Source organism: Streptomyces sp. NPDC101225 (genome assembly GCF_044767585.1).
Lineage (GTDB): Bacteria > Actinomycetota > Actinomycetes > Streptomycetales > Streptomycetaceae > Streptomyces.
Genome location: NZ_JBIWOE010000024.1, coordinates 1 through 18,658, shown reverse-complemented (window position 1 = coordinate 18,658; position 18,658 = coordinate 1). Strand labels below are relative to the sequence as shown.

Genomic DNA, 18,658 nt, shown 5'->3' with positions numbered 1-18,658 from the left:
GGCGGTCAGCGTACGGTGCTCGGGGCGGCCCACCGGTCGAGGTGTTCCGCCTTCTCGGCGTCCGTCAGCGGTCGGATCTCGCGGATGTAGTCGAAGGGGGATTTGACGGCGAACTGCCGCCGGTTCCAGCAGGGGTAGGTGGTGCCGATCAGCTCGGCGACGATGCCCATGCCGACCGTCTCGCCGACCCGGCCCGGCAGTACGTCACGCAGCGCGCGGAGCCCGTCGAGGAGTTCCCGCCTGCGGCGCGTGACGGTTTCCGGGGTGTCCTCGGGGCGGCGGGCGGCGAGCCGGTCGTACAGCTGGAAGGCGAGGGAGTCGGCGAAGACGGCGGTCAGCCAGGCGCGGTCGGTCCCGGACAGCGGACCGCCGCGGGCGCCGACGGCCTCCTCGGTGCGCAGCCACTGGCCCATCCAGGACGCGGCGCCCTCGCGCAGCAGTGCCTCGGCGCGGGACAGGGCGTCGGACTCGCCCGGGGGGAGCCGTGCCACGTCGCACACGTCGGCCGGTACGGCGGCGCCCGCCGCGTCGCCGAGGACGACCGCGCCCACGGCGAGGTCGACGACGTACTGCAGCCCGACACCGTCCAGCACCCGCACCGCGTCGCTCACCGCCGCCCGGTCCGGTGCGGCGGCCGGAACCAGCCGCAGCCGGCCACCGTCCCCGGGCACGCCGTGCAGCACGGCCAGACGCGGACCGTCCGGCAAGGGCAGCAGGCCGGTGCTCACCTCGGCCGGGTCGACGGCGATGTCCGGGGCGCCGGCGAGACCGGTGAGGGCGCGGGTGAGCGGGTCGGGCAGTTCCGTGGTGTCCGGCGCCTCGGCGCCGGCCGCCGCGGCGGTACGGCGGGCCCAGGCGGTGCTGTGCGGCTCGACCCACAGCAGGAACGAGTGGATGGCCCGGCCGTCGAGCGAGGCGTTCCAGCAGCGGTTCTGTGTCTCGTCGTCGTCGATGACGGGGAGGAGGAACATCGCGGTTTCCCTTTCAGGCCGCTGCCGGGAGGGCCGCGGCCACGTGGTCGATGACCTTGCGCCGGTAGTCGCAGTACTCCTCCTCGAACCCGGTCCCCTCGAAGCGGAGCCGGTCGGGAAGGGCACCGCCGCGGCACGAGGCCTCGTGCGAGCAGCCCGCGCACTTGTCGAGCAGCGCGGACAGGTCCCGGCGCAGCTCCGGGTTGCTGTCCAGGGTGAGCAGCTCGTCCATCCCGGACGCCGTGTCCACGGAACCCAGCAGCGCGCCGGGCATGCTCAGTTCGTCCGAGCTGCCGATGCGCCCGTCGGGGTAGAGCGTCACGACGAAGGGTTCCTTGCGGTCGCTGAAGCTCGTATAGCTGGTGGGCAGCCCGGACAGCGACCGGATGACGCTGAAGAACGGCTCCAGGACGTACGCGCCGTAGGAGCGGGTCGCCGACCAGTGCTCGAACGCCTCGATCAGGAAGTCGGCGTACTCGTCGGGCGTCGTCGCCCAGCCGGGCATGCCGACGCCGTCGGGGTTGAGGATCTGGAGCGACTGGCGGTTCGGCGTCCGGTAGTCCTTGCTCTTCACGTTGAAGTCGAGGCACCCGGAGAGCTTGACGACCTTCACGGCCTCGAACTTGCTCAGCGAGTCCAGCACGTCAGCGGCCCGGCCGAGGATGCGGCGGGTCACGACGACGATGACACCGACGTTGCGGCCCCGGGCCGCCATCATGTCGAGGGCCTTGGTGACCTTGCGGTAGGTGGGCCGGTCCCGGAAGTCGACGCGGTGCGCGTTGCCCTGCTCGTCCCCGTCCAGGCTGATGCCGATCTCGATGTCCGGCCATTCCCGGTCGAAGAAGTCGAGCCACGCCTCGTTCAGGAGGATGCCGTTGGTTTGCATCGAGACCGTCACCGGGCCCTCGTAGCGGCGCAGTTCGGCGAACAGGTCACCCATCTTGCGGCGGCCGATCAGCAGCGGTTCACCGCCGTGGAGTTCGACCGCCAGCGGCCGTCCGCCGCACAGGGCGAGGAACGTGCGCAGCACCTCCGGCTTCAGCATGAGGGCGTTGGGGTACGGCTTGCGCCGCTCGTAGCAGTAATGGCAGTTGATATTGCACATTTCTCCGGGGAGTTTGAGCATCGCCAATATGGTTTCCCCGGGAGCCGGCAGCTGAAGTTTCATGGTGCAGCTCCTCCGTGCTGAATGTCTGGGAAAAGGCTCTCGTGACGGTGGAAACGCGTCAACGACATACCGTTCTTCTTGCGTGAACCCGCACGCGGCGAATTCGTCACCGGGCGGTGGTGAGCGCGTCGGCCCGCCGTGCCCGCGCCGTCTTTCCCACGAGTGCCGCGGCGGACAGCCAGTTGGTTCCGCCGACGGCCGCGGTCAGCCGCTCCAGGCAGGGCACCCGGCCGGTCACGTCGGTGCGGCCGGGAAAGACCGACTCGTACGGCACGTGGACGGAGCCCGCCGTGCTGCCGGTGGCGTCGAGTACCAGGCGGGCCAGGCCGGCGATGGTCGTCTCGGTGCGGGAGCCGATGTTGAACACGTTGGCGCCGGGCCGCCAGGCGACCTCGGTGGCCGCGAGGTCGAGCAGGCGGCGGGCGAACTGGTCGATGTCGGTGAAGCAGCGGCGCTGGGTGCCGTCGCCGTGCACGGTCAGCGGCTCCCCGGACTCGGCCTGCCGGAAGAAGGTCGGCAGCACCATGCCGTAGCGCCCCCGTTGGCCGGGGCCGACGACGTTGAAGGGCCGCACCGTGAGCACGGGCCGGTGCCGGGCGGCCTCGCGCCCCAGCCGTTCCATCTCCCACTTGCCGGTGGCGTAGCCCGGGCTGCCGCCGTCGTACGCCAGCGGGACGGCCCGGTCCACGGCCTGCTCCTCGCGCAGCTCGGCGGTGCTGTCGCTGAGCCCGTAGACGGCGGAGCTGGACACGAGCACGAGGGGTGTGTCCCCGGTGCGGGCCAGGACGTTCGCCGTCCCCTGGTGGCCTACGGCGTAGGCCAGTCCGGCCTGTTGGGCGGCGAGCCGCATGCCGACGACACCCGCGAGATGCAGCACCAGCCCCGTCCCGTACGCGGCCTCGGCCACCGCGTCCGCGTCGAGCACGCTGCCGCGCACCAGGGTGGCGCCCGGCACCGACGCGACGGACTCGGGCCGGCCCGTCGTGAGGTCGTCCAGGACCCGGACGGGGTGGCCCGCCGCTGCCAGCGCACGGACCAGCCGGCTGCCGATGAATCCGGCACCGCCGGTGACGAGGACGGGTGTCGAGGGGGTGGACCACATGTAGGTGTCTCCTTCGGGAGAGGGGGGATTGGGGGTTTCGTCCAGGGGTGGAGGCGGTCGGGCGGCCGGGGAGTCAGCTGTGCCCGGCGCCGTCCGCGGTCCGCAACAGCGCCCGCGCCCACCCCAGCAGCCGTGGCGCCCAACCCGGCCGCTCGTGCGGTTCCGCCGTGTCGGCCAAGTGCGCGTAGGTGACGAGCTGGTTGAACGCGGCGACCGGTTCGGCGAGCCGCCACACCTCCCGGCACTCGGCCGCCGACATCAGCGGTGACCAGCTCGCGAAGTACCGGTCCAGGGCGCGGGCCCGGACCCCGGGGCCCGGGCAGCTTCTGAGGGCCGCCGCCACGTCCAGGAACGGGTGGCCGACGGAGGCCTCCGCCCAGTCCAGCAACACGGTCCGGCCGGTCGCGGGCGTCACGCCCCAGTTGCCCGGGTGCAGGTCGCCGTGGACGAGGCTCACGCCGGGCGGTGCCGTGGCCAGCGCCGCGCATCGCTCGGGCAGCCGGGCGCAGGCCGCGGCCAGGCGGACGGATTCCGACGCGCTCAGCGCGTCCGGCAGTCCGGAGCCGGGCCCGAACAGGTCGCTCCGCTCGGACAGCGCCGCCAGGCCGGCCAGTGCGCGCGGCGTGCGCACCCAGCAGCCGGCGGCGGCGAGATCGGCGGTCCGGCCCAGCCAGTCGCGCTGTACCGCGCCGAGGACGGCCAGGGCCCGGCCCCGTTCCTCCTCGGGCAGTTGCGTACCCGGGCGCAGGTCGACCCCCCGGGTGCACCAGCCTTCGTCCGGCGGCCCGGGCGCGATGATCTCGGGCACCAGCCCGGGGTGCCGGCCGGCCAGCAGGGCCAGCACCGGGCCCTCGTGCAGCAGGGACGGCAGCGACTGCTTGTGGAACACCGTGCCCCCGCTGGTCGGGCAGCGCAGCACGGCCGACAGCGTCCAGCGCTTGACGTCCTCGACGGGCCCGGTGCGCCGCAGGCCCGCAGCGGCCAGCCGGGCGTCGATGACGGCCACGGTACGCGGACGCCAGCCGGGCAGCCGCCAGGGACGTACGAGGGGGCCGGTGCCCGGAGCGCCGGTGTCGCCGCGGGCCGGGCCGGGGCGCCTCGTGTCGCGGCGGCCGGTGTCAGTGCCGGAAGAAGCGCTCACCGGTCACGATCCAGCTCATGCCGTGCGCCGCACAGGCGTCCCGCAGCGCGTCCGCCCCGGTCGAGCCGGCGGGCGTGACCAGCTGGGTGACGCCCAGGCGGGCCGCGATCTCGACGACCTCGACGAACGGGAAGTGGTTGTCGGCCGCCAGGGTCACCCCGGACAGCGGTGGCGTGGCCTTCCAGTCCGGTTCCCGGTCGGCGTCCCGGGGGTTCGCCAGCAGCGCGGCGAACTCGGCGCGGACCGAAGGGGTCAGGTCGCCCTCGGCGAGCCGCGCCCGCCACACCGCGCGTTCCGCGGGCCCCACGTCCTTCCGGAAGCCGAGGCCCAGAACGTCCGGATGGCGGCGGCGCTGCCAGGTCCTGGCGCGGGCCGCGGCCAGCCGGGTGCAGTCCAGCCGGTTCTGCTGCCCCATGCCGATGCCGATCGTGGTGCCGTCCACGACGAAGGCCATGGCGTTCGACTGGGCGTGCCGGACGGCCTCGACGGCGATGGCCAGGTCGTCCGTGCTGCCGGGCGTGCCGCACTCGGTGCGCGTCCCGCCCGCGTACCCCGGCAGCGGCGCGGCCGAGCGCGTCAGCCGGAGCCCCGCCGTCTCGACCGACTCCCGCGCGCTCCCGCCGTGCCCGTCCCGCTCCTCACCCTCGTGGGCGTGCAGCAGGATGAACCGGCCGTGGTTCGAGCGGGAGAGTGCGGCGAGAGCCTCGGGGGCGAAGTCCGGAGCGATCACCCCGATGGCGTTCGCGAACAGCGGCACGTGTGCCGCCGTGACCGGCTCCGACACCGCGACGAAGTCTCCGTAGGAGCACTTGGGCGCGGTGTTTCGGGCCCGTACGACGGCCCGGCCGAGGGCGTCGTCCGGCAGCGGCCCCCGGTCGTGGAGGTCCCCGTCCTCCGGTGCGAAGGGCCCGCCGAGCGCGATACCCGCGGGGGAGGTGTGCTTGAACGAGGCACAGGCGGCCACACCGGTCCCGTCGCGCAGGGCCCGGATCGCCTCCCGGGCGCCGAGCGCGTCGAGCACGTTGATGTACGAGGGGCTCCCGTGCAGGAGGGTGAAGGGGGGACGGCCCGGGGCGATCGGTTCCGCCCAGGCGGTCTCGTGCGGGTTCAGCCCACGGGACAGGGTGATCATGATGGCTCCGGCGCGGTGAGGGGGGACGGGAGGCGCGGCTCGGACCGCAGGGCGTCCCACACCCCCGTCTGCCAGCCGAGTTCCCACACCAGGGCGGACAGGGCGGCGGGCGCTCCCGCGCGTACGGCCGTGACCGGCAGGCGCAGCCAGTCCGCCAGGTGGCCGCGCCAGGTCACGGGGTCGGTGCCGTGCGCGGCGAACTTCCGGCGCAGCGCCACGATGTCGTGACCCTGGAACCGGCCCCGGCGGAACCTGCCGCGGTGCGTGGCGCGGATGCCGACCGACACGACGGTGTCCGCCACGCCGATGGTGCGGCCCGCCAACTGTGCCCGCCAGGACAGGTCGACGTCGGCGAGCGCCGGCAACCGCTCGTCGAAGCCGCCCAGTTCCTCGAACAGGCCCCGCGAGATCCCCATCAGCCCGCCCAGCACATGGGGTTTGAACAGGCTCGCGGTCAGGATGTCGGGAAGCTGGTCGGATGGTGTGCCGCGCAGTACCTCGGGCGGGTTGAGCCGCCGGTAGTCGATGCCGGCCGTGACCAGTTCGGCCCGGTCGAGCGCCGCCGCCATCGCCGCGACGTGGTCCTCGGCGATCTCGTCGTCGGCGTCCAGGAACAGCAGACGGTCGCCGCGGGCCGCGCGCGCCCCCGTGTTGCGGGCGGCACCGGTACCCCCGCGCACCGGGCGGGTCACGATCCGGGTGTCCGGCGGCAGGTGGCGGCGGTGGCCGTCCACGACGGCCGCGAGGGCGTCGCTCGAGCCGTCGTCGACGATCACCAGACCCCAGTCGGCGTCGGTGCGCTGCCGGCCGAGCGCCGCGAGCTGCCGGCCCACGCAGTGCGCGCCGTTGTGGCAGGGGATCACGACGTCCAGGCGGTTCACGAGGCCTCCAGCAACGCGCGTCCGGGTGCGGCCACGGCGTCGTCCACGGCCCGGTACAGGGCGCGCATCCGGCCGTCCTCGTGCGCACCGGCGGTGTTGCGGAACACGTGCACCGGCGGCAGGTAGGGCGGCGGGTCGTCGAGGAGCAGCGCCCGGTACACCGTGCTGACCTTGTCGAGGGTGTAGCTGTTCTCGTAGTGCCGCATGCTCTTGCCGCGGGAGACGACGCGGTCGGCGGCCAGTTCGACGGGGACGTCGAGATAGACGATCAGGTCCGGGAGCAGGGTGCCGTGCGCGTGGTGGCGGTCCAGCGTCTCGCGTGCGGGGATGCCGTACAGCACCTCCAGGTAGGCGGCGTCGCTGAAGATGTAGCGGTCCGACAGCACGGTGCGGTCGCGCAGCAGGTCGCCGATGGCGCCGGCCTGCAGCTGCTTGTCCCGGAAGTAGGCCTCGGTGATCCGCCGGTGGCTGTGCCGGTGCGGCCGGTCCTCGCGGACGTCGATGATGACGCGCGCCGCCTGCGGATCGAGCCAGGAGTGCTGGCCGATGCGGGACAGCGGCCGTCCCTGCGCGCGCACGTGTTCGGCGATGAGCCGTGCGGTCGTCGTCTTCCCGGATCCGTCGACGCCCTCCAGCGCGAGGAATCCGTGGACTGTGGTGCTGGGCAAGGGGGATCTCCCTGTCTGCTGTCCGGGTCATGTCGTCGCCGGGGCCGAACGCCGCGCCGCCCAGGCGAAGGCCTCCTCCATGACCTGGGACATGGAGGAGTAGGTCCAGGTGCCGTAGCGGCCGAGCGGGGTGATGCCGCGGGCGGTGAGATGACGGGTGGCCTCGTCGGCGGTCTTGCGGGCCTCGTCGGTGAAGACGACGTAGCCGGGGTCGCTCGTGAACACCCGGGACCCGACGACCCGGCTGCCGGGGCCGAGCAGTCCCACCGTCCCGATCCCGCGCAGGACGTCGGCCACCAGCGCGTCGTCCGCCGCGCGCGGCCCCTCGGACGGTTCGAGCACCTCGGCGAGCACACCCCAGCCGTCGGCGGGCGCCATGTCCGGGTCGAACTCCGTCATGAAGACGAGGCGGGTGAACGGGACGTCCTCCCGCGTGTAGTACCGCCAGTGGCCGGTGTCGCGCGGGCGCGGGCCCTGGACGGCGAGCGCCACCGACCGTACCCGGTTGCGGGGCAGCGCACGGCAGCGCCCGACGAGCGCATCCGGTGCCCGGTGGCACAGCTCGACGGTGGCGGGCAGCGGGAGCGTGGAGACGCAGTCGTGCGTGTAGCGGAAGTCGGTGACGCCCTCGGGGGAACGGGTGCGTACGGTACGGGACTCGGGGTCGACGGCGAGGACGGTGTGCCGCAGCCGCAGGTCCCGGACGCGGCCGGCCAGCGCCTGGGAGAGCACCTCCATGCCGCGCCGGCCGCCCGGGGCGGGCCGCGGGTACCAGCCCCGCGCGTTGTAACCGCCCGCCGGGCGTGGCGAGTTCGCGCCGCGCTCGATCTCGGCGACGCTCGGCCGGGTCAGGTTCCAGTGGAAGCCGGACGCCGACAGCGTGCCGAGCGGCCGCCGCCACAGCTTGCGGTTGTACGGGAAGAAGAACAGCTCGCACAAGGTGCGGCCGAAGGCGCTCAGCAGCAGTTCCTCGTAGTCGCCGGGCGTCGTGTCCCGCGCGTGCGCGGTCCGCAGGTCCGCCAGGCACGCGACGCGCACCTCGGCGGGCAGGCCGTGCAGGTTCAGCTGCACGGGGAAGCGGGTGGTGCCCCGGGCCGTCTCGACCCGGGCGTCCGGGGGGCACGGGCGCAGGACGTCACCGAGCAGCGCGCGGACGCGGTCCTCGACGTCGGGATGGCTGAAGTAGAGCAGGTGGATGACGTGGTCGAACCAGTAGTTCCCGACGCGTTCGGTGCGCACCAGGCCACCGGGCCGGTCCGCGGCCTCCACTACGATGGCGCTATCGCCGAGCAGGGATCCGGCGGCCAGTCCGGCCAGTCCGCCGCCGAGGATCAGCACCTCGGTCTCCACTTCGCGGTCCGCCGGGTCCGCCCACGGGGACGGGTCGAGCATGTGTGCCACCTCGCAGGGCCGTCGGGACGGGCGCCGGGCCGCGGAGCACGGCGGGCGCGGGGGATCCCGGCGGACGGCTGCGGACAGCCGCCCGCCGGGTGTGGCGCAGCGGATCAGACGGCGTCCGAGGTCTGCTCCGTGACGTGCTCCCAGGGCTTCACCGAGACCGCCGACGAGTGGGCGGTGTCCTTGGCGCTGACGGACTCCAGGTCGTACGACTTGACGGCGTCGACGAACGCGTCGAAGGAGATCTCGTTCTTCTCGGACATGATGTACCTCTTTCTTTTGCGTCGAGGAATCCGTTGATTCCCTGGAATGAAATTAGCAGCGCCCGGGAGGCCGGATCAACGCATTGCATGGGCGATGATTTCCGATATCCGCAGCGTTGTATTCCGGGAATGCCGAAAACCCGGCCGGCGTCCTTTTCGGAAGGATGCCGGCCGGTGTCCGCGCGGCCGGGTCAGAGATGTGCCACGCGCGCGCCGACGGTGTGTCCGGTGGTGTCGAACAGCAGCGGCGCGGTGTCGGCCAGGGCGGCCAGGTCGTAGTCGAGGTGGGCTTGCAGCAGGACCACGAGGTCCGCCTCGGCCACCGCCGCGTCCAGCGACTCCGCGCCGGCGACGCTCCGCCCACGCAGCCGCAGGGTGCGGAGATGGGGGTCGTGGAAGCGCACGAGGGCGCCCCGGTCCAGCAGGAGTTCGGCCACGGGCACCGCCGGTGAGCCGCGGCCGTCGGCGATGTCCGCCTTGTACGTCGCCCCGAGCAGCAGGACACGGGTGCCGCGGACGCTGCGCCGCCGGTCGCTGAGGAGCCGGACGATGCGGTCGACGACGTACGCCGGCATCCGGTCGTTCACCTCCTGCGCCAGTTCCGGCAGCCGTAGCGGAAACCCCGAGGCCCGGCCGCTGAAGGCCAGATAGCCGGGGTCCACGGGGATGCAGTGGCCTCCCACCCCCGCACCCGGCCGGAACGGCTGGAAGCCGAACGGCTTGGTGGCCGCGGCGGCCACCACCTCCCACACGTCCACCCCGAGCCCGTGGCAGTACACGGCGAGTTCGTTGACGAGCGCGATGTTGACCTGCCGGTACGTGTTCTCCAGCAGCTTGGTGAGTTCGGCCGCCGCCGGGGTGCTCACCGTCACCACCTTCTGCACCATGCGCTCGTACAGCGCGGTGGCGGCCTCGGTGCAGCGGGCCGTGACGCCGCCGACCACCTTCGGGGTGTTGTGCAGCCCGAACGCCGGGTTGCCGGGGTCGATGCGCTCGGGGGAGAAGGCCAGCAGGAAGTCCTCGCCGACGGTCTGCGAGTCCTGCGCGAGGAGCGGCAGCACGACGCCGGTGGTGGTCCCCGGGTAGGTGGTCGACTCCAGCACCACCAGTGCCCCGGGGCGCAGCCGGGGCGCCACCAGGCGCGCGGCGTCCACGACGGCGCTCAGGTCGGGTACGGATTCCCGCAGCGGCGTCGGCACGCAGATGGTGACGGCGGACGCGGCGGCGATCACCTCCGGATCCGAGGACGGGGTGAACCCCGAGGCCAGCGCCTCGGTGATCTCCTGGTCGGAGATGTCGTCCACGTAGCTGGTCCCGCCGGCCAGCGCGGCGACGCGGCCGGTGTCGACGTCGTAGCCCGCGACCCGCATGCCGTTGCGGGCAGCCGCGACGACCAGCGGAAGCCCGGCGTAACCGAGTCCGACGACGGCGAGGTCGTACGTTTCAGCCACGGCCCCGACTCCTTCCCGTGCGGCCGAAGAGGATTCCGTGATCCGCCGTGGACGGCGGCACGTGCCAGCAGGATGACCGAGACGACCGGCCCGCGGCCAAGGAATTGCGGAAATACGAACGGAAGAGGACGGCGGCCGTATCCGGGCCCTGCGGGAATCCGCATTCTCCGGCCTCCCGTGATAACCGCCGGGCCGTTTCCCCGTCTTTCGTCGTTAGGATCGCCGGACAGCATCCTGAATCCGTGGACCATAAACCGGGAGGGAATTGTGACAGGCCGCCAAGAGGGAACGACGACGGCGGGCGGGGGCTGCCGCATGCTCGCGCACCGCCCCCGCTTCCCGAACGTCATGCCCGACGTCGACGCGTTCCTCGGCTGCTGGAACGCGCCCGCCGCGCCCCGCCGCCCCGTCCGGCTGCTCAGGAGCACGGCCGGCAACATCAACACGGTCGGACTCCCGGGCATCCACGAGGCGGACGACGTCGACCCCGGCCACCCCCAGTGGCGCGCCGCCATCGAGGACGGCGTCTGGCCCCTGGTGGACGCGCTCACCACGGGCGCCTGGCGGCTCGTCACCTACGACAGCTGCGAGGGCCACGCCTACCGCTCCGGCTCCCTCGCGCCCGGACGGCGCCGCGTCGGCGTACTGCCCCGCTCCCCGGAGGAGTTCACGCGGGCGGCGGCCGCCCTGTGCCGGGGTGTGCGCGCCGCCGCCCCGGACGTCCCGGCGCCGGTCCGGATCACGCTCGGCACGTGCGACCTGACCTGCGGGCGCAGCGGGCGCCACCACCCCGTGCTCGACCTCGGCCTCCAACCCGCCCCGGGCACCGGCGAGGACGCCTACGTCGCGGCGCTCGGCACGGCCACCGAGGCGCTCACCGCCGCCCTGCTCGCGCAGCGGCCGGCGGCGGACCGGCCGTGCGGCTGCGCGGGCGGCGGCGGCCGTCAGTAGGACAGGTCCAGGGTGCCCGCCCGCCGGGCGGGCACCGCGACCAGCCAGCGGAAGGTGACGCCCGCCGCGAGCAGCCAGCAGCAGGCCGTCAGTACCGCCGCCACCACCGGGCCGAACACCTCGGCCGCCGGACGGCTGTCGCCCACCGCCCGCAGCGCCCGCAGCGTATGCGTCAACGGCACCGCCTGGGCCACCGCCCCGACCTGACGCGGCCAGAAGCCCACCGGCACCTGGACACCGCAGAACGCCATCATCGCCAGATAGGCGCAGTTGGACACCACGTTGCGCAGCCGCGGCACGTTGAGCACCAGCACGGCCAGGAACAGCCCGACGCAGTAGGTGCCCAGCGCGGTGAGCGCGATCAGCAGCAGGACCGGCGGCACCTGCGCCGCGCTCCAGGTGACCCCGAAGAACGGGCCGAGGCCGAACAACGCCACCGACGCCGTCGCGAACCCGCTGAGCGGCCAGTGCAGACTGCGCCCCGCGAACACCCACATCGGGTCCGCCGGGCTCGCCACCAGCAGCGACAGCGTGCCGGCCCGGCGCTCCCCGCTCGTCGTCGCCACCACGGCCATGGTGTCCACGACACAGGTCATCAGCGCGTTGCCGAGCGCCAGGTACCGTACGGCGCCGGGCTGGTCCAGCACTCGGCCGAGCCCGACGAAGAACACCACCTGGGCCAGCATCCGGCCCAGCCAGCCGAACGACCAACTGCGCCAGGTGTAGGTGGCCTTGAAGTCGGCCACGGCGTTGAGGAAGCCGTAGCGCACGAGATGGAACGCGGAGGGGTACATGTCTGCCCTTAGGTGTGCGTGAGGGTGCCGAGCCTGCGGACCCTGCGCAGTACGCGGGCCAGCAGGAGCGACCCGATGAGGTATCCGGACAGCCCGAGCAGGGCGACGACGGCGATCCGCGTCACCGGCCGGGAGACCGCGGCGCCGTCCAGGGCGGACCGGAACAGGTCGGCGCTCCAGCTCAGGAACACCGCGCGGCCCAGCGGCCTGACCCAGGCCGGCAGCGTCGACAGCGGCACCAGGACGCCGCTGAGCAGGTACAGCGGATAGTTGAGCGTGTTCTGCACGATCCGCGCCGACGGCATCAGGACGAACAGGGACGACAGGATGCTCGCGGTCCCGGCCATGGCGGCCGCGTTCGCCAGCAGCGCGGCCGCCAGCACGACGGGGTGCGGTACGGCGATCCAGCGGCCGAAGCCGAGCCCCGCGACCAGCCACGCCTCCGCCATGGCGGTGACGCCGAGCAGGCAGACCGCGAGGATCCGGCCCACCACGACCACCGAGAGCCGGCACGGGGTCGCGATCACCGCCTCCAGAGTGCCCTGGCTGCGTTCCTCCGCGATGAGCTCGCCCGCGATGCCGAGGGCCAACGCCCACTGGCCCATGAGGGTCGGGGCGACGACGGAGAACGACGTGAGGTCGGTGCGGTGCGCGTGCTCGGCGATCGACAGGAACACCGCCGTGAACAGCGGTGCCGTCGCCCACACCTGCAAGGTGCCGGGGGAGCGTGGCGCGAGGCGCAACTGGAAGCGCAGGGCGGCCAGGAAGAGGGACATCAGGTCACCGCCATGCCCCGCCGGCCCACCAGATGCAGGTACACCTCGGCCAGGTCCGGCCGCGCCGTGCTGACCCGGTGCACGCCCGCCCCGGCGAGGACGGCGAGGACCGAGGCGGTGGCGGACGGCTGCTCCGTCTCGGCCTCCAGCCGGTCCGCCTCGTGGCGTACCTCGACGACGCCTGCCAGCGCCCCCACGCGCTCCGCCAGCCCGGCGGACACCCCGTGCGCGACGACCCGCTCATAGCCGGAGAGCAGCCGGCCGACGGCGTCCGTGTCCTCCGTCATGAGCAGCCGGCCCCGGTCGATCAGCGACACCCGGTCGCAGACCGCCGCCGCCTCCGCCATGTCGTGCGTGGTCAGCAGGACCGTGCGCCCCTCCTCGCGCAGCTCCGCGACGAGCACCCGGAAGTCCAGCGCGGCCACCGGGTCCATGCCCATCGTCGGTTCGTCGAGGATCAGCACGCGCGGGTCCCCGACCAGACCGCGCGCCAGGTGCAGCCGCTGCTTCATCCCGCGCGAGAACGTGTCGACCCGCGCGTCCGCCCGGTCCAGCAGCCCCACCCGGCCGAGCAACAGCTCGGCGCGCGACCGCAGTTCGGAGCGGCGCAGCCCGTACATGGCACCCCAGAACCACAGGTTCTCGCGGGCGCTGAGCCGCCCGTACAGTCCCCGGTCGCCGCCGAAGACCAGGCCGATCGACCGCCGCACGGCCCGCGGCTGCCGGGTCACGTCCAGGCCGAGCACCTGCGCCGAACCCGTCGTCGGCTCCAGGGTCGTCGTCAGGATCTTGCACAGCGTCGTCTTGCCCGCGCCGTTCGGGCCGAGCAGGCCGTGCACCTCGCCGGGTGCCACCCGCAGGCTGATCCCGCTCAGCGCGGTCACCTCGCCGCCCGCCCGGCCCCGCCGGTCGGCGAAGGTCCGCCCGACGTCCTCCACGACGATGGCGTCCGGCCCCGTGCCCCCGTTCTCGGGGCGTTCCGACGCTCCCCGGCGGGCCGGGCCGTACTCCTCGATGCTCACCACGGGATCTCCCAGAAACAGTGGTCGACCGACCAGTCGCCCGCCACGAGCGCGCGCAGCACACCGTCCGCGCCGCGCGCCGCCCCGGGCTCGTAGGGGTGCACGACATGGCCGCACAGCGGATGTCCCTCGGTGGCCCGTACGGCAGCGTCCACCAGCGCGGCGACGGCGGCCCGCCGGACGCCCGCGTCGTCCACCAGCGTGTCCACCAGCTCGGCGAACTCCTCGTCCGTCACGCTGTCCTGCTGCCGGACGAGGACGGTCGCGTGCCCGACCGGCTCACCGCGCACCTCGGCGATGAGGGACAGCCGGTCCGGGGCGTCCACGACGTCCGTGACACCCGGGTGTCCGGGGTCGACCTCCTGCCCCGGGTAGGCGTTCCGGAACGCCTGCGCGAGCCAGTCGCGTATGCGCGGATCGTCGGCGGGGGTCGCCGGCCGCACCGTGAGCCCGGCGGGGGACGGGACGCCGGCTCCCGGCGGACGGGGCGTGCGGTCGTGCCGTACGTACGTCAACCGGGGCCGCCACGGCGCGGGCAGCCGCACCTCACCGACGGCACGCAGCAGCACCGCGTCGGCCTCCTCGCCGTCCGCGCGCAGGGCGCCGCGCAGGGCCGCGAGCGCGTCGGGGGAGGCGGGCAGCCGCGGGTCGCAGTACTCGACCAGCACCTGCCGGCGTCCGGTGAACGGGTCGTCGCAGCGGTCCGCGACGAAGCCGAACCCGCCCGCCTCGCGCAGGAGTCCGGCCGCCGCGGCCCGGTCGAGATACCCCCGGGCGGCCGTCACTGTGCCTCCGGCCGGACCACGGCCCGCCAGCCGCTCAGCACGTGCGCGGCGGCCGCGCGCAGTTCCTCGGCGCCGACCGCGGCGATGTTCGCCACCTCCGCCGCGGGCGACCAGTCGGCGGGGCCGCCGCTGCGGAGCGCGAGGAAACGCGCGCACTCCAGCGGGGTGTCGACGGAGGTGTGGATCCGCATCTGCGCCTGGCGCCGGGCGGACTCCAGGTCGTCCGGCTTCGGGCCGTCCGCCGCGATCTCCTCCAGCGCTCCCCGGATCACCGCGAGCGCCGCGTCACCGTTGCCGGAATCGACTCCGGCCAGGACCCGCCAGGCGCCTGTCTCCCCGTACCCGCGGTTCCACGACTGGAACGCGTACGCGAGCCCCGCCTCGCCGCGCAGCCGGCGGTACAGCAGCGACGACGGGCTCGAACCGAGCAGCTGTGCCAGGACGTTGAAGTGCGGACGGCGCGGATCGTGGTTGCCGACCGAGCGCGCGCCCGCGCAGACCCACGCGAACTCGTCCGGCCACGGCACCGGCCCGTGGGGCCCGGGCACCGGCAGCGCGGACAGGTCGCGCTCGGCCGTGCCCAGCCGGGCCAGCGCCTCCGCCGGGACATCCGCCACCAGCGGGTCGGCCGTCGCGGGGACCGACGGTCCCACCACGATCAGCGACAGCGGGGCGGCCAGCAGACGGTCGTGGTGTCCCGCCGCCAAGGCCGCGGCGTCGAAGGCCTCGACGGTCTCCCGGGTGCCGCCCACGGGACGGCCCAGCGGATGTCCGGGAAAGAGGTGATCGAGGAAGGCGTCCTGCACCACGTCGCTCGGGTCCGCGGCGGCCGCCGCCAGCTCCTGGAAGACCGCCGCCTTCTCCTGGTGCAGCGTCCCCTCGTCCCACCGGGGCCGCAGCACCGCCTGCTGGAGCAGTGCGGTGATCTCCTCCGCGTCGTCCGCGTGCACCTGCGCGTAGAACAGCATGCGGTCCAGGCCGGTCTCCGCGTTGGCGTGCCCGCCCAGCCGCTCGACGTACTCGCTGAACGACGGCACCGGCCCCACCGGCGCGGACATCAGCACATGCTCCAGCACATGGGCGAGACCGCACTCCCGCGCCGGATCGTCCCGCGAACCGTACTTCGAGGCGAGACAGACCGTGGTCGTGCTCAGCCGTTCGTCGACGACCGCCATGACCGGAAGCGGCCCGTCGAGGTTCCGGAATTCATACAAGGAAAGCACTCTCCCTCACTGGTCCGTACAAGCGAATGCCGCCCCCCGAAGGCGACGGCATTCCACTTCAGGTGATGATTCAGCGGCTCTGCGGCTTCACCTTGTCGAGACGCGGGCGCAGGATGGAAGCGTGCTTCATCATGTGATGCTCCTTCGTTGGGAGTTGATCGAGCACAACGGACTGTAGGCGGGAGCGGATCGGCCGGGCAACGGCTGCTTCCGTAATCCGCAGTCACTGCCCCGCATCCACCGGAAACCCGCGAAGCGGTGATCAACTCGTCTTTTCCGGAATACGCACAGCGCGGTCCGGAACTCGTCCGCACGGCTACGCTGCTCGGAATTCCGTCCCTGGAGGTGCACCGTGGAGCTGTCGCTGAGGACCGTGCGGGAGGTCATGGGCCTCGACCCGGACATCCGGCTCGGCCTGGTCCTGGAGCGGGCCACGCGCCGCGACCACCGCCTCGGCGGCACCGTGTGCTCGCTCGCCGCGGCCGAGGGCCACCGGATGGGCGCGTTCGGCACCGCGCTGCTCGACGTGGAGCGCGCACGCCGCGACGAACACGCGCGCCTCATCGCACTCGTCCGCGAGGGGGGCCGCGCCCACGTCCTCAAGGGAGCGGCGCTCCAGGGCTACTATCCGCCGGGTGTGCTGCGCACCAGCCGCGACGTGGACCTGCTGATCCCCGACGAGGACGAACTGTGGGCGGCGGTGGCCGCCGTGATCCGGGAACGGCCCGTGGACGAGGCCCGGGTGAGCATGCTGGAGAGCGACGGCCGCCGCCACTGGGCCGTGGCTCTGAACTGGCCCTCCCCGGAGTCGGACCTCGACCCCGTGTACGCGGCGGAGTTCCTCTCGGCGCCCTTCGTCGGCAACTCCACGACGGTCCCCCTGCGCACCGAGTGGCCCGCCAACCCGGTGGTGGCCCATCTCCTGCTCATCGCCGAGGAGTTGTTCCAGCAGCCGCTGCGGGGGCGGGACGTCGTCGACGTCGCCGTCCTGGCCGACGCGATGACCGGGCGGGACGTGACGGATCTGTACCGTGCCGCCGAACACTGGATGCTGGCGCCGGAGGTGTGGGAGGCGCTCACCAGGGTGAACGCCGTACCCGGCCTGGCGACCGCGACCTCACGGGCACTGGCGCGTGACCTCGGCGCCGCCGCCGAACGGGAACGGGCGCGACGGGCCGCCGCAGCCGGCCCCGACGGCATCGACGGCACCGCCCCGGTCGTGCACTACGGCTTCCCCCTCGGGCCCGCGCTGAGCAGCCCCACCGTGGTCGTCGAGCAGGACGCCGACATGACCGTCGTCCGCTGCCCCGCAGGCGGATACCTGATGGTCGACACGCTCTCCGTGCCCCTCGAACTGGCCCAGGCGGCGCTGGATCGCCACCCTGGCGCCGTCCTGCCCGGCTGACCGCGCGGCTCCCACGGCCCGAACCGCACGAACCGGCGAGACCGAGCACATCACCGAACAAACGGAGAGCCTTTCCGACAGCGGAGAGAGCTTGCCGAAGAAGGGACCATGCCCATGCACGCGCCGACGCTCGCCCAATGGGTGGGAAATCCCGCTGAATTCCTCACCACCTATTGGAATGAACGCCCGGGCGTCTTCCACCCCGACGGCGGCGGCCACAGCTCCTTCACCCTGGCGGATCTGGACGCCGCCCTCTCCACCGGATTCTTCCGGGAGCCGTACGTGGAGATGTGGGACGGCGACAAACTCCCCGCGAGGAAATTCACCACCCCCCGGACGGTCGCCCGCAGCACACCGGCCGGATTCGCCGACATTCGCAGAATCCAGGAACTCCTCGACAAAGGCGCCACCCTGCTCCTGCGCTGCGTCGACCAGTGGCACGTCCCCACCCGTGCCCTGCTCGCGTCCCTCGCGACGGAACTCGGTCGTCAGGTGGAGGCGTTCTTCTTCGTCACCCCGGCGGGCCGCCAGGGACTGCCCCTGCACCGCGACGACGCCGACGTCCTGGTCGTCCAGGTGGCCGGCGGCAAGACCTGGCACATCCACGAGGGGCCCGCGGACGGGAACTGGCACGCGGGCCGGGTCACCGACCAGGACGGACCCCGGCCGGCCGAGATCCTGCGGACCACCCTGCGCCCCGGCGATGTCCTGTACGTCCCGCGCGGCTTCGCCCACCTGGCCACCGGGGACCAAGGGCTCTCCGCGCACCTTTCCCTGACGGTCCGTGAGGCCGGCACCGCCGATCTGACCGACACACTGCGGTCCCTGCTCACCGAGGAACTCTCCCTCGCCGAGCGCCCGTCGGGCGAGGAGGCGCTGCTCGCCACCGCGACCCGGCTGCTCGCCCACGCCGCCGAGCGCCTGGCCACTGTGGCCCCGGCCGACTTGCTGGACCGGGCCAGGGCGCGCGGCCGGGCCACCATGCCACCGGCGCCCGGCACGGCCTCCTTCACGGAACTGGCGGCTCACTGGCCTACGGCACCGGAGACCGGGCCCGCGGCGGAGCCCGGCCGGCTCACCGGCACACCCTGATCGTCGACGAGCCGACGGCGGTATGGGGATCGCCAGGTGCCGGCCGCGATCGTATTCGTGGCCACGTCAGGGTGCCGGTGGAAGCAACTGCCGCCAACCTTCGGCCAGTCGGCGCCGACCGCTCACCGCCGGTTCAGTGAATGGAGCAGAGCGCGGGTCTGGGCCGGACTGCAGCGCCTGGTGCTGGACGAACTCGTCGCTCACGGTGACTTGGACCGGCCGAGGCGCGCAATCGACTCGGTGAACATGCGGGCCTTGAAAGGTGAACATACGGGCCTTGCAAGGGGAGACCTGACAGGTCCGACTCCTGTCGACCGGGGCAAGAAGGGTACGGCCATTCAGAAGCCGTTGTCTTTCCGGATGTGGTCGTTGAGTTTCCGCTGATCAGGCATGGTGTCGGCATTGTTGCGGGAGAGTTCGGGCGTCTGGTTCGGT

18 protein-coding genes and 1 pseudogene are annotated in these 18,658 nt (G+C 73.2%); 4 read left to right on the top strand and 15 right to left on the bottom strand.

Annotated features, from left to right (window positions below):
- Positions 1 to 5 precede the first annotated feature (5 nt).
- The 10 genes from ACIRPX_RS28690 to ACIRPX_RS28645 form a co-directional block, all read right to left on the bottom strand.
- Positions 6 to 971 (bottom strand): hypothetical protein, encoded by a 966-nt coding sequence (locus tag ACIRPX_RS28690; RefSeq protein ID WP_404200517.1) that lies wholly within the window; start codon positions 969 to 971, stop codon positions 6 to 8.
- A gap of 13 nt (positions 972 to 984) precedes the next feature.
- Positions 985 to 2,139, bottom strand: a complete 1,155-nt coding sequence (locus ACIRPX_RS28685) for a radical SAM protein (protein WP_404200515.1) — start codon at positions 2,137 to 2,139, stop codon at positions 985 to 987.
- 106 nt (positions 2,140 to 2,245) lie between these two features.
- Positions 2,246 to 3,241 carry an NAD-dependent epimerase/dehydratase family protein gene (locus tag ACIRPX_RS28680; RefSeq protein ID WP_404200512.1) on the bottom strand — a complete coding sequence of 332 codons (996 nt, stop codon included), beginning with the start codon at positions 3,239 to 3,241 and terminating at the stop codon, positions 2,246 to 2,248.
- 73 nt (positions 3,242 to 3,314) lie between these two features.
- Positions 3,315 to 4,382, bottom strand: coding sequence for a phosphotransferase family protein (locus tag ACIRPX_RS28675; protein ID WP_404200509.1), 1,068 nt, complete (start codon positions 4,380 to 4,382; stop codon positions 3,315 to 3,317).
- Entirely contained in the window at positions 4,360 to 5,514 is a 1,155-nt protein-coding gene (locus ACIRPX_RS28670) for a hypothetical protein (protein WP_404200506.1), read from the bottom strand. Before ACIRPX_RS28670 ends, ACIRPX_RS28675 begins: the two co-directional genes overlap by 23 nt.
- The gene (locus ACIRPX_RS28665) at positions 5,511 to 6,395 is read right to left on the bottom strand and encodes a glycosyltransferase family 2 protein (protein WP_404200503.1); all 885 of its coding nucleotides are present in this window, start codon (positions 6,393 to 6,395) and stop codon (positions 5,511 to 5,513) included. The genes ACIRPX_RS28670 and ACIRPX_RS28665 overlap by 4 nt, the downstream gene beginning before the upstream one ends.
- Complete coding sequence (locus tag ACIRPX_RS28660; protein WP_404200500.1) at positions 6,392 to 7,063, bottom strand: AAA family ATPase; 672 nt, start codon at positions 7,061 to 7,063, stop codon at positions 6,392 to 6,394. Before ACIRPX_RS28660 ends, ACIRPX_RS28665 begins: the two co-directional genes overlap by 4 nt.
- A 27-nt stretch (positions 7,064 to 7,090) precedes the next feature.
- Positions 7,091 to 8,455, bottom strand: a complete 1,365-nt coding sequence (locus tag ACIRPX_RS28655) for a protoporphyrinogen/coproporphyrinogen oxidase (RefSeq protein WP_404200497.1) — start codon at positions 8,453 to 8,455, stop codon at positions 7,091 to 7,093.
- Between the two features lie 113 nt (positions 8,456 to 8,568).
- Positions 8,569 to 8,724: a hypothetical protein gene (locus tag ACIRPX_RS28650; protein WP_159765597.1), complete on the bottom strand. Its 156-nt coding sequence runs from the start codon at positions 8,722 to 8,724 to the stop codon at positions 8,569 to 8,571.
- Between the two features lie 191 nt (positions 8,725 to 8,915).
- On the bottom strand, positions 8,916 to 10,175 hold the full coding sequence (locus tag ACIRPX_RS28645; RefSeq protein WP_404200493.1) for a nucleotide sugar dehydrogenase: 1,260 nt from the start codon (positions 10,173 to 10,175) through the stop codon (positions 8,916 to 8,918).
- A gap of 315 nt (positions 10,176 to 10,490) precedes the next feature.
- On the opposite strand from ACIRPX_RS28645, the gene ACIRPX_RS28640 reads away from it, so the two are divergent.
- Positions 10,491 to 11,126, top strand: a complete 636-nt coding sequence (locus tag ACIRPX_RS28640; RefSeq protein WP_404200490.1) for a hypothetical protein — start codon at positions 10,491 to 10,493, stop codon at positions 11,124 to 11,126.
- Here the strand turns inward: ACIRPX_RS28640 and ACIRPX_RS28635 are convergent.
- Genes ACIRPX_RS28635 through ACIRPX_RS28615 form a run of 5 tightly spaced genes read right to left on the bottom strand, consistent with a single transcriptional unit; the run spans position 11,120 to position 15,717 of the window.
- Positions 11,120 to 11,920, bottom strand: a complete 801-nt coding sequence (locus ACIRPX_RS28635) for an ABC transporter permease (RefSeq protein WP_404200488.1) — start codon at positions 11,918 to 11,920, stop codon at positions 11,120 to 11,122. The two genes, ACIRPX_RS28640 and ACIRPX_RS28635, sit on opposite strands and share 7 nt — an antisense overlap.
- A gap of 8 nt (positions 11,921 to 11,928) precedes the next feature.
- Positions 11,929 to 12,696 (bottom strand): ABC transporter permease, encoded by a 768-nt coding sequence (locus ACIRPX_RS28630; RefSeq protein ID WP_404200485.1) that lies wholly within the window; start codon positions 12,694 to 12,696, stop codon positions 11,929 to 11,931.
- Entirely contained in the window at positions 12,696 to 13,721 is a 1,026-nt protein-coding gene (locus ACIRPX_RS28625; protein ID WP_404200482.1) for an ABC transporter ATP-binding protein, read from the bottom strand. Before ACIRPX_RS28625 ends, ACIRPX_RS28630 begins: the two co-directional genes overlap by 1 nt.
- Positions 13,715 to 14,503 (bottom strand): hypothetical protein, encoded by a 789-nt coding sequence (locus ACIRPX_RS28620; protein WP_404200479.1) that lies wholly within the window; start codon positions 14,501 to 14,503, stop codon positions 13,715 to 13,717. Before ACIRPX_RS28620 ends, ACIRPX_RS28625 begins: the two co-directional genes overlap by 7 nt.
- Entirely contained in the window at positions 14,500 to 15,717 is a 1,218-nt protein-coding gene (locus ACIRPX_RS28615; protein ID WP_404200476.1) for a M16 family metallopeptidase, read from the bottom strand. Before ACIRPX_RS28615 ends, ACIRPX_RS28620 begins: the two co-directional genes overlap by 4 nt.
- 361 nt (positions 15,718 to 16,078) lie before the next feature.
- Between ACIRPX_RS28615 and ACIRPX_RS28610 the strand changes: the two genes are divergently transcribed.
- The 3 genes and pseudogenes from ACIRPX_RS28610 to ACIRPX_RS28600 all read left to right on the top strand — a co-directional run.
- Positions 16,079 to 17,131, top strand: a complete 1,053-nt coding sequence (locus tag ACIRPX_RS28610) for a hypothetical protein (RefSeq protein WP_404200473.1) — start codon at positions 16,079 to 16,081, stop codon at positions 17,129 to 17,131.
- 108 nt (positions 17,132 to 17,239) lie between these two features.
- A complete protein-coding gene (locus ACIRPX_RS28605; protein WP_404200470.1) occupies positions 17,240 to 18,223 on the top strand; it encodes a JmjC domain-containing protein in 984 nt (327 codons plus the stop codon).
- A 15-nt stretch (positions 18,224 to 18,238) separates the two neighbouring features.
- A pseudogene (locus ACIRPX_RS28600) lies at positions 18,239 to 18,562 on the top strand (transposase); the annotation flags it as partial.
- Positions 18,563 to 18,658: the final 96 nt, after the last annotated feature.

Excerpts from the sequence above, each read along its gene's own strand:
- ACIRPX_RS28640 (WP_404200490.1), top strand. The coding sequence starts at position 10,491 with ATGCTCGCGCACCGCCCCCGCTTCCCGAACGTCATGCCCGACGTCGAC.
- ACIRPX_RS28630 (WP_404200485.1), bottom strand. The coding sequence starts at position 12,696 with ATGTCCCTCTTCCTGGCCGCCCTGCGCTTCCAGTTGCGCCTCGCGCCA.
- ACIRPX_RS28685 (WP_404200515.1), bottom strand. The coding sequence starts at position 2,139 with ATGAAACTTCAGCTGCCGGCTCCCGGGGAAACCATATTGGCGATGCTC.
- ACIRPX_RS28605 (WP_404200470.1), top strand. The coding sequence starts at position 17,240 with ATGCCCATGCACGCGCCGACGCTCGCCCAATGGGTGGGAAATCCCGCT.
- ACIRPX_RS28690 (WP_404200517.1), bottom strand. The coding sequence starts at position 971 with ATGTTCCTCCTCCCCGTCATCGACGACGACGAGACACAGAACCGCTGC.
- ACIRPX_RS28635 (WP_404200488.1), bottom strand. The coding sequence starts at position 11,920 with ATGTACCCCTCCGCGTTCCATCTCGTGCGCTACGGCTTCCTCAACGCC.
- ACIRPX_RS28655 (WP_404200497.1), bottom strand. The coding sequence starts at position 8,455 with ATGCTCGACCCGTCCCCGTGGGCGGACCCGGCGGACCGCGAAGTGGAG.
- ACIRPX_RS28670 (WP_404200506.1), bottom strand. The coding sequence starts at position 5,514 with ATGATCACCCTGTCCCGTGGGCTGAACCCGCACGAGACCGCCTGGGCG.
- ACIRPX_RS28680 (WP_404200512.1), bottom strand. The coding sequence starts at position 3,241 with ATGTGGTCCACCCCCTCGACACCCGTCCTCGTCACCGGCGGTGCCGGA.
- ACIRPX_RS28650 (WP_159765597.1), bottom strand. The coding sequence starts at position 8,724 with ATGTCCGAGAAGAACGAGATCTCCTTCGACGCGTTCGTCGACGCCGTC.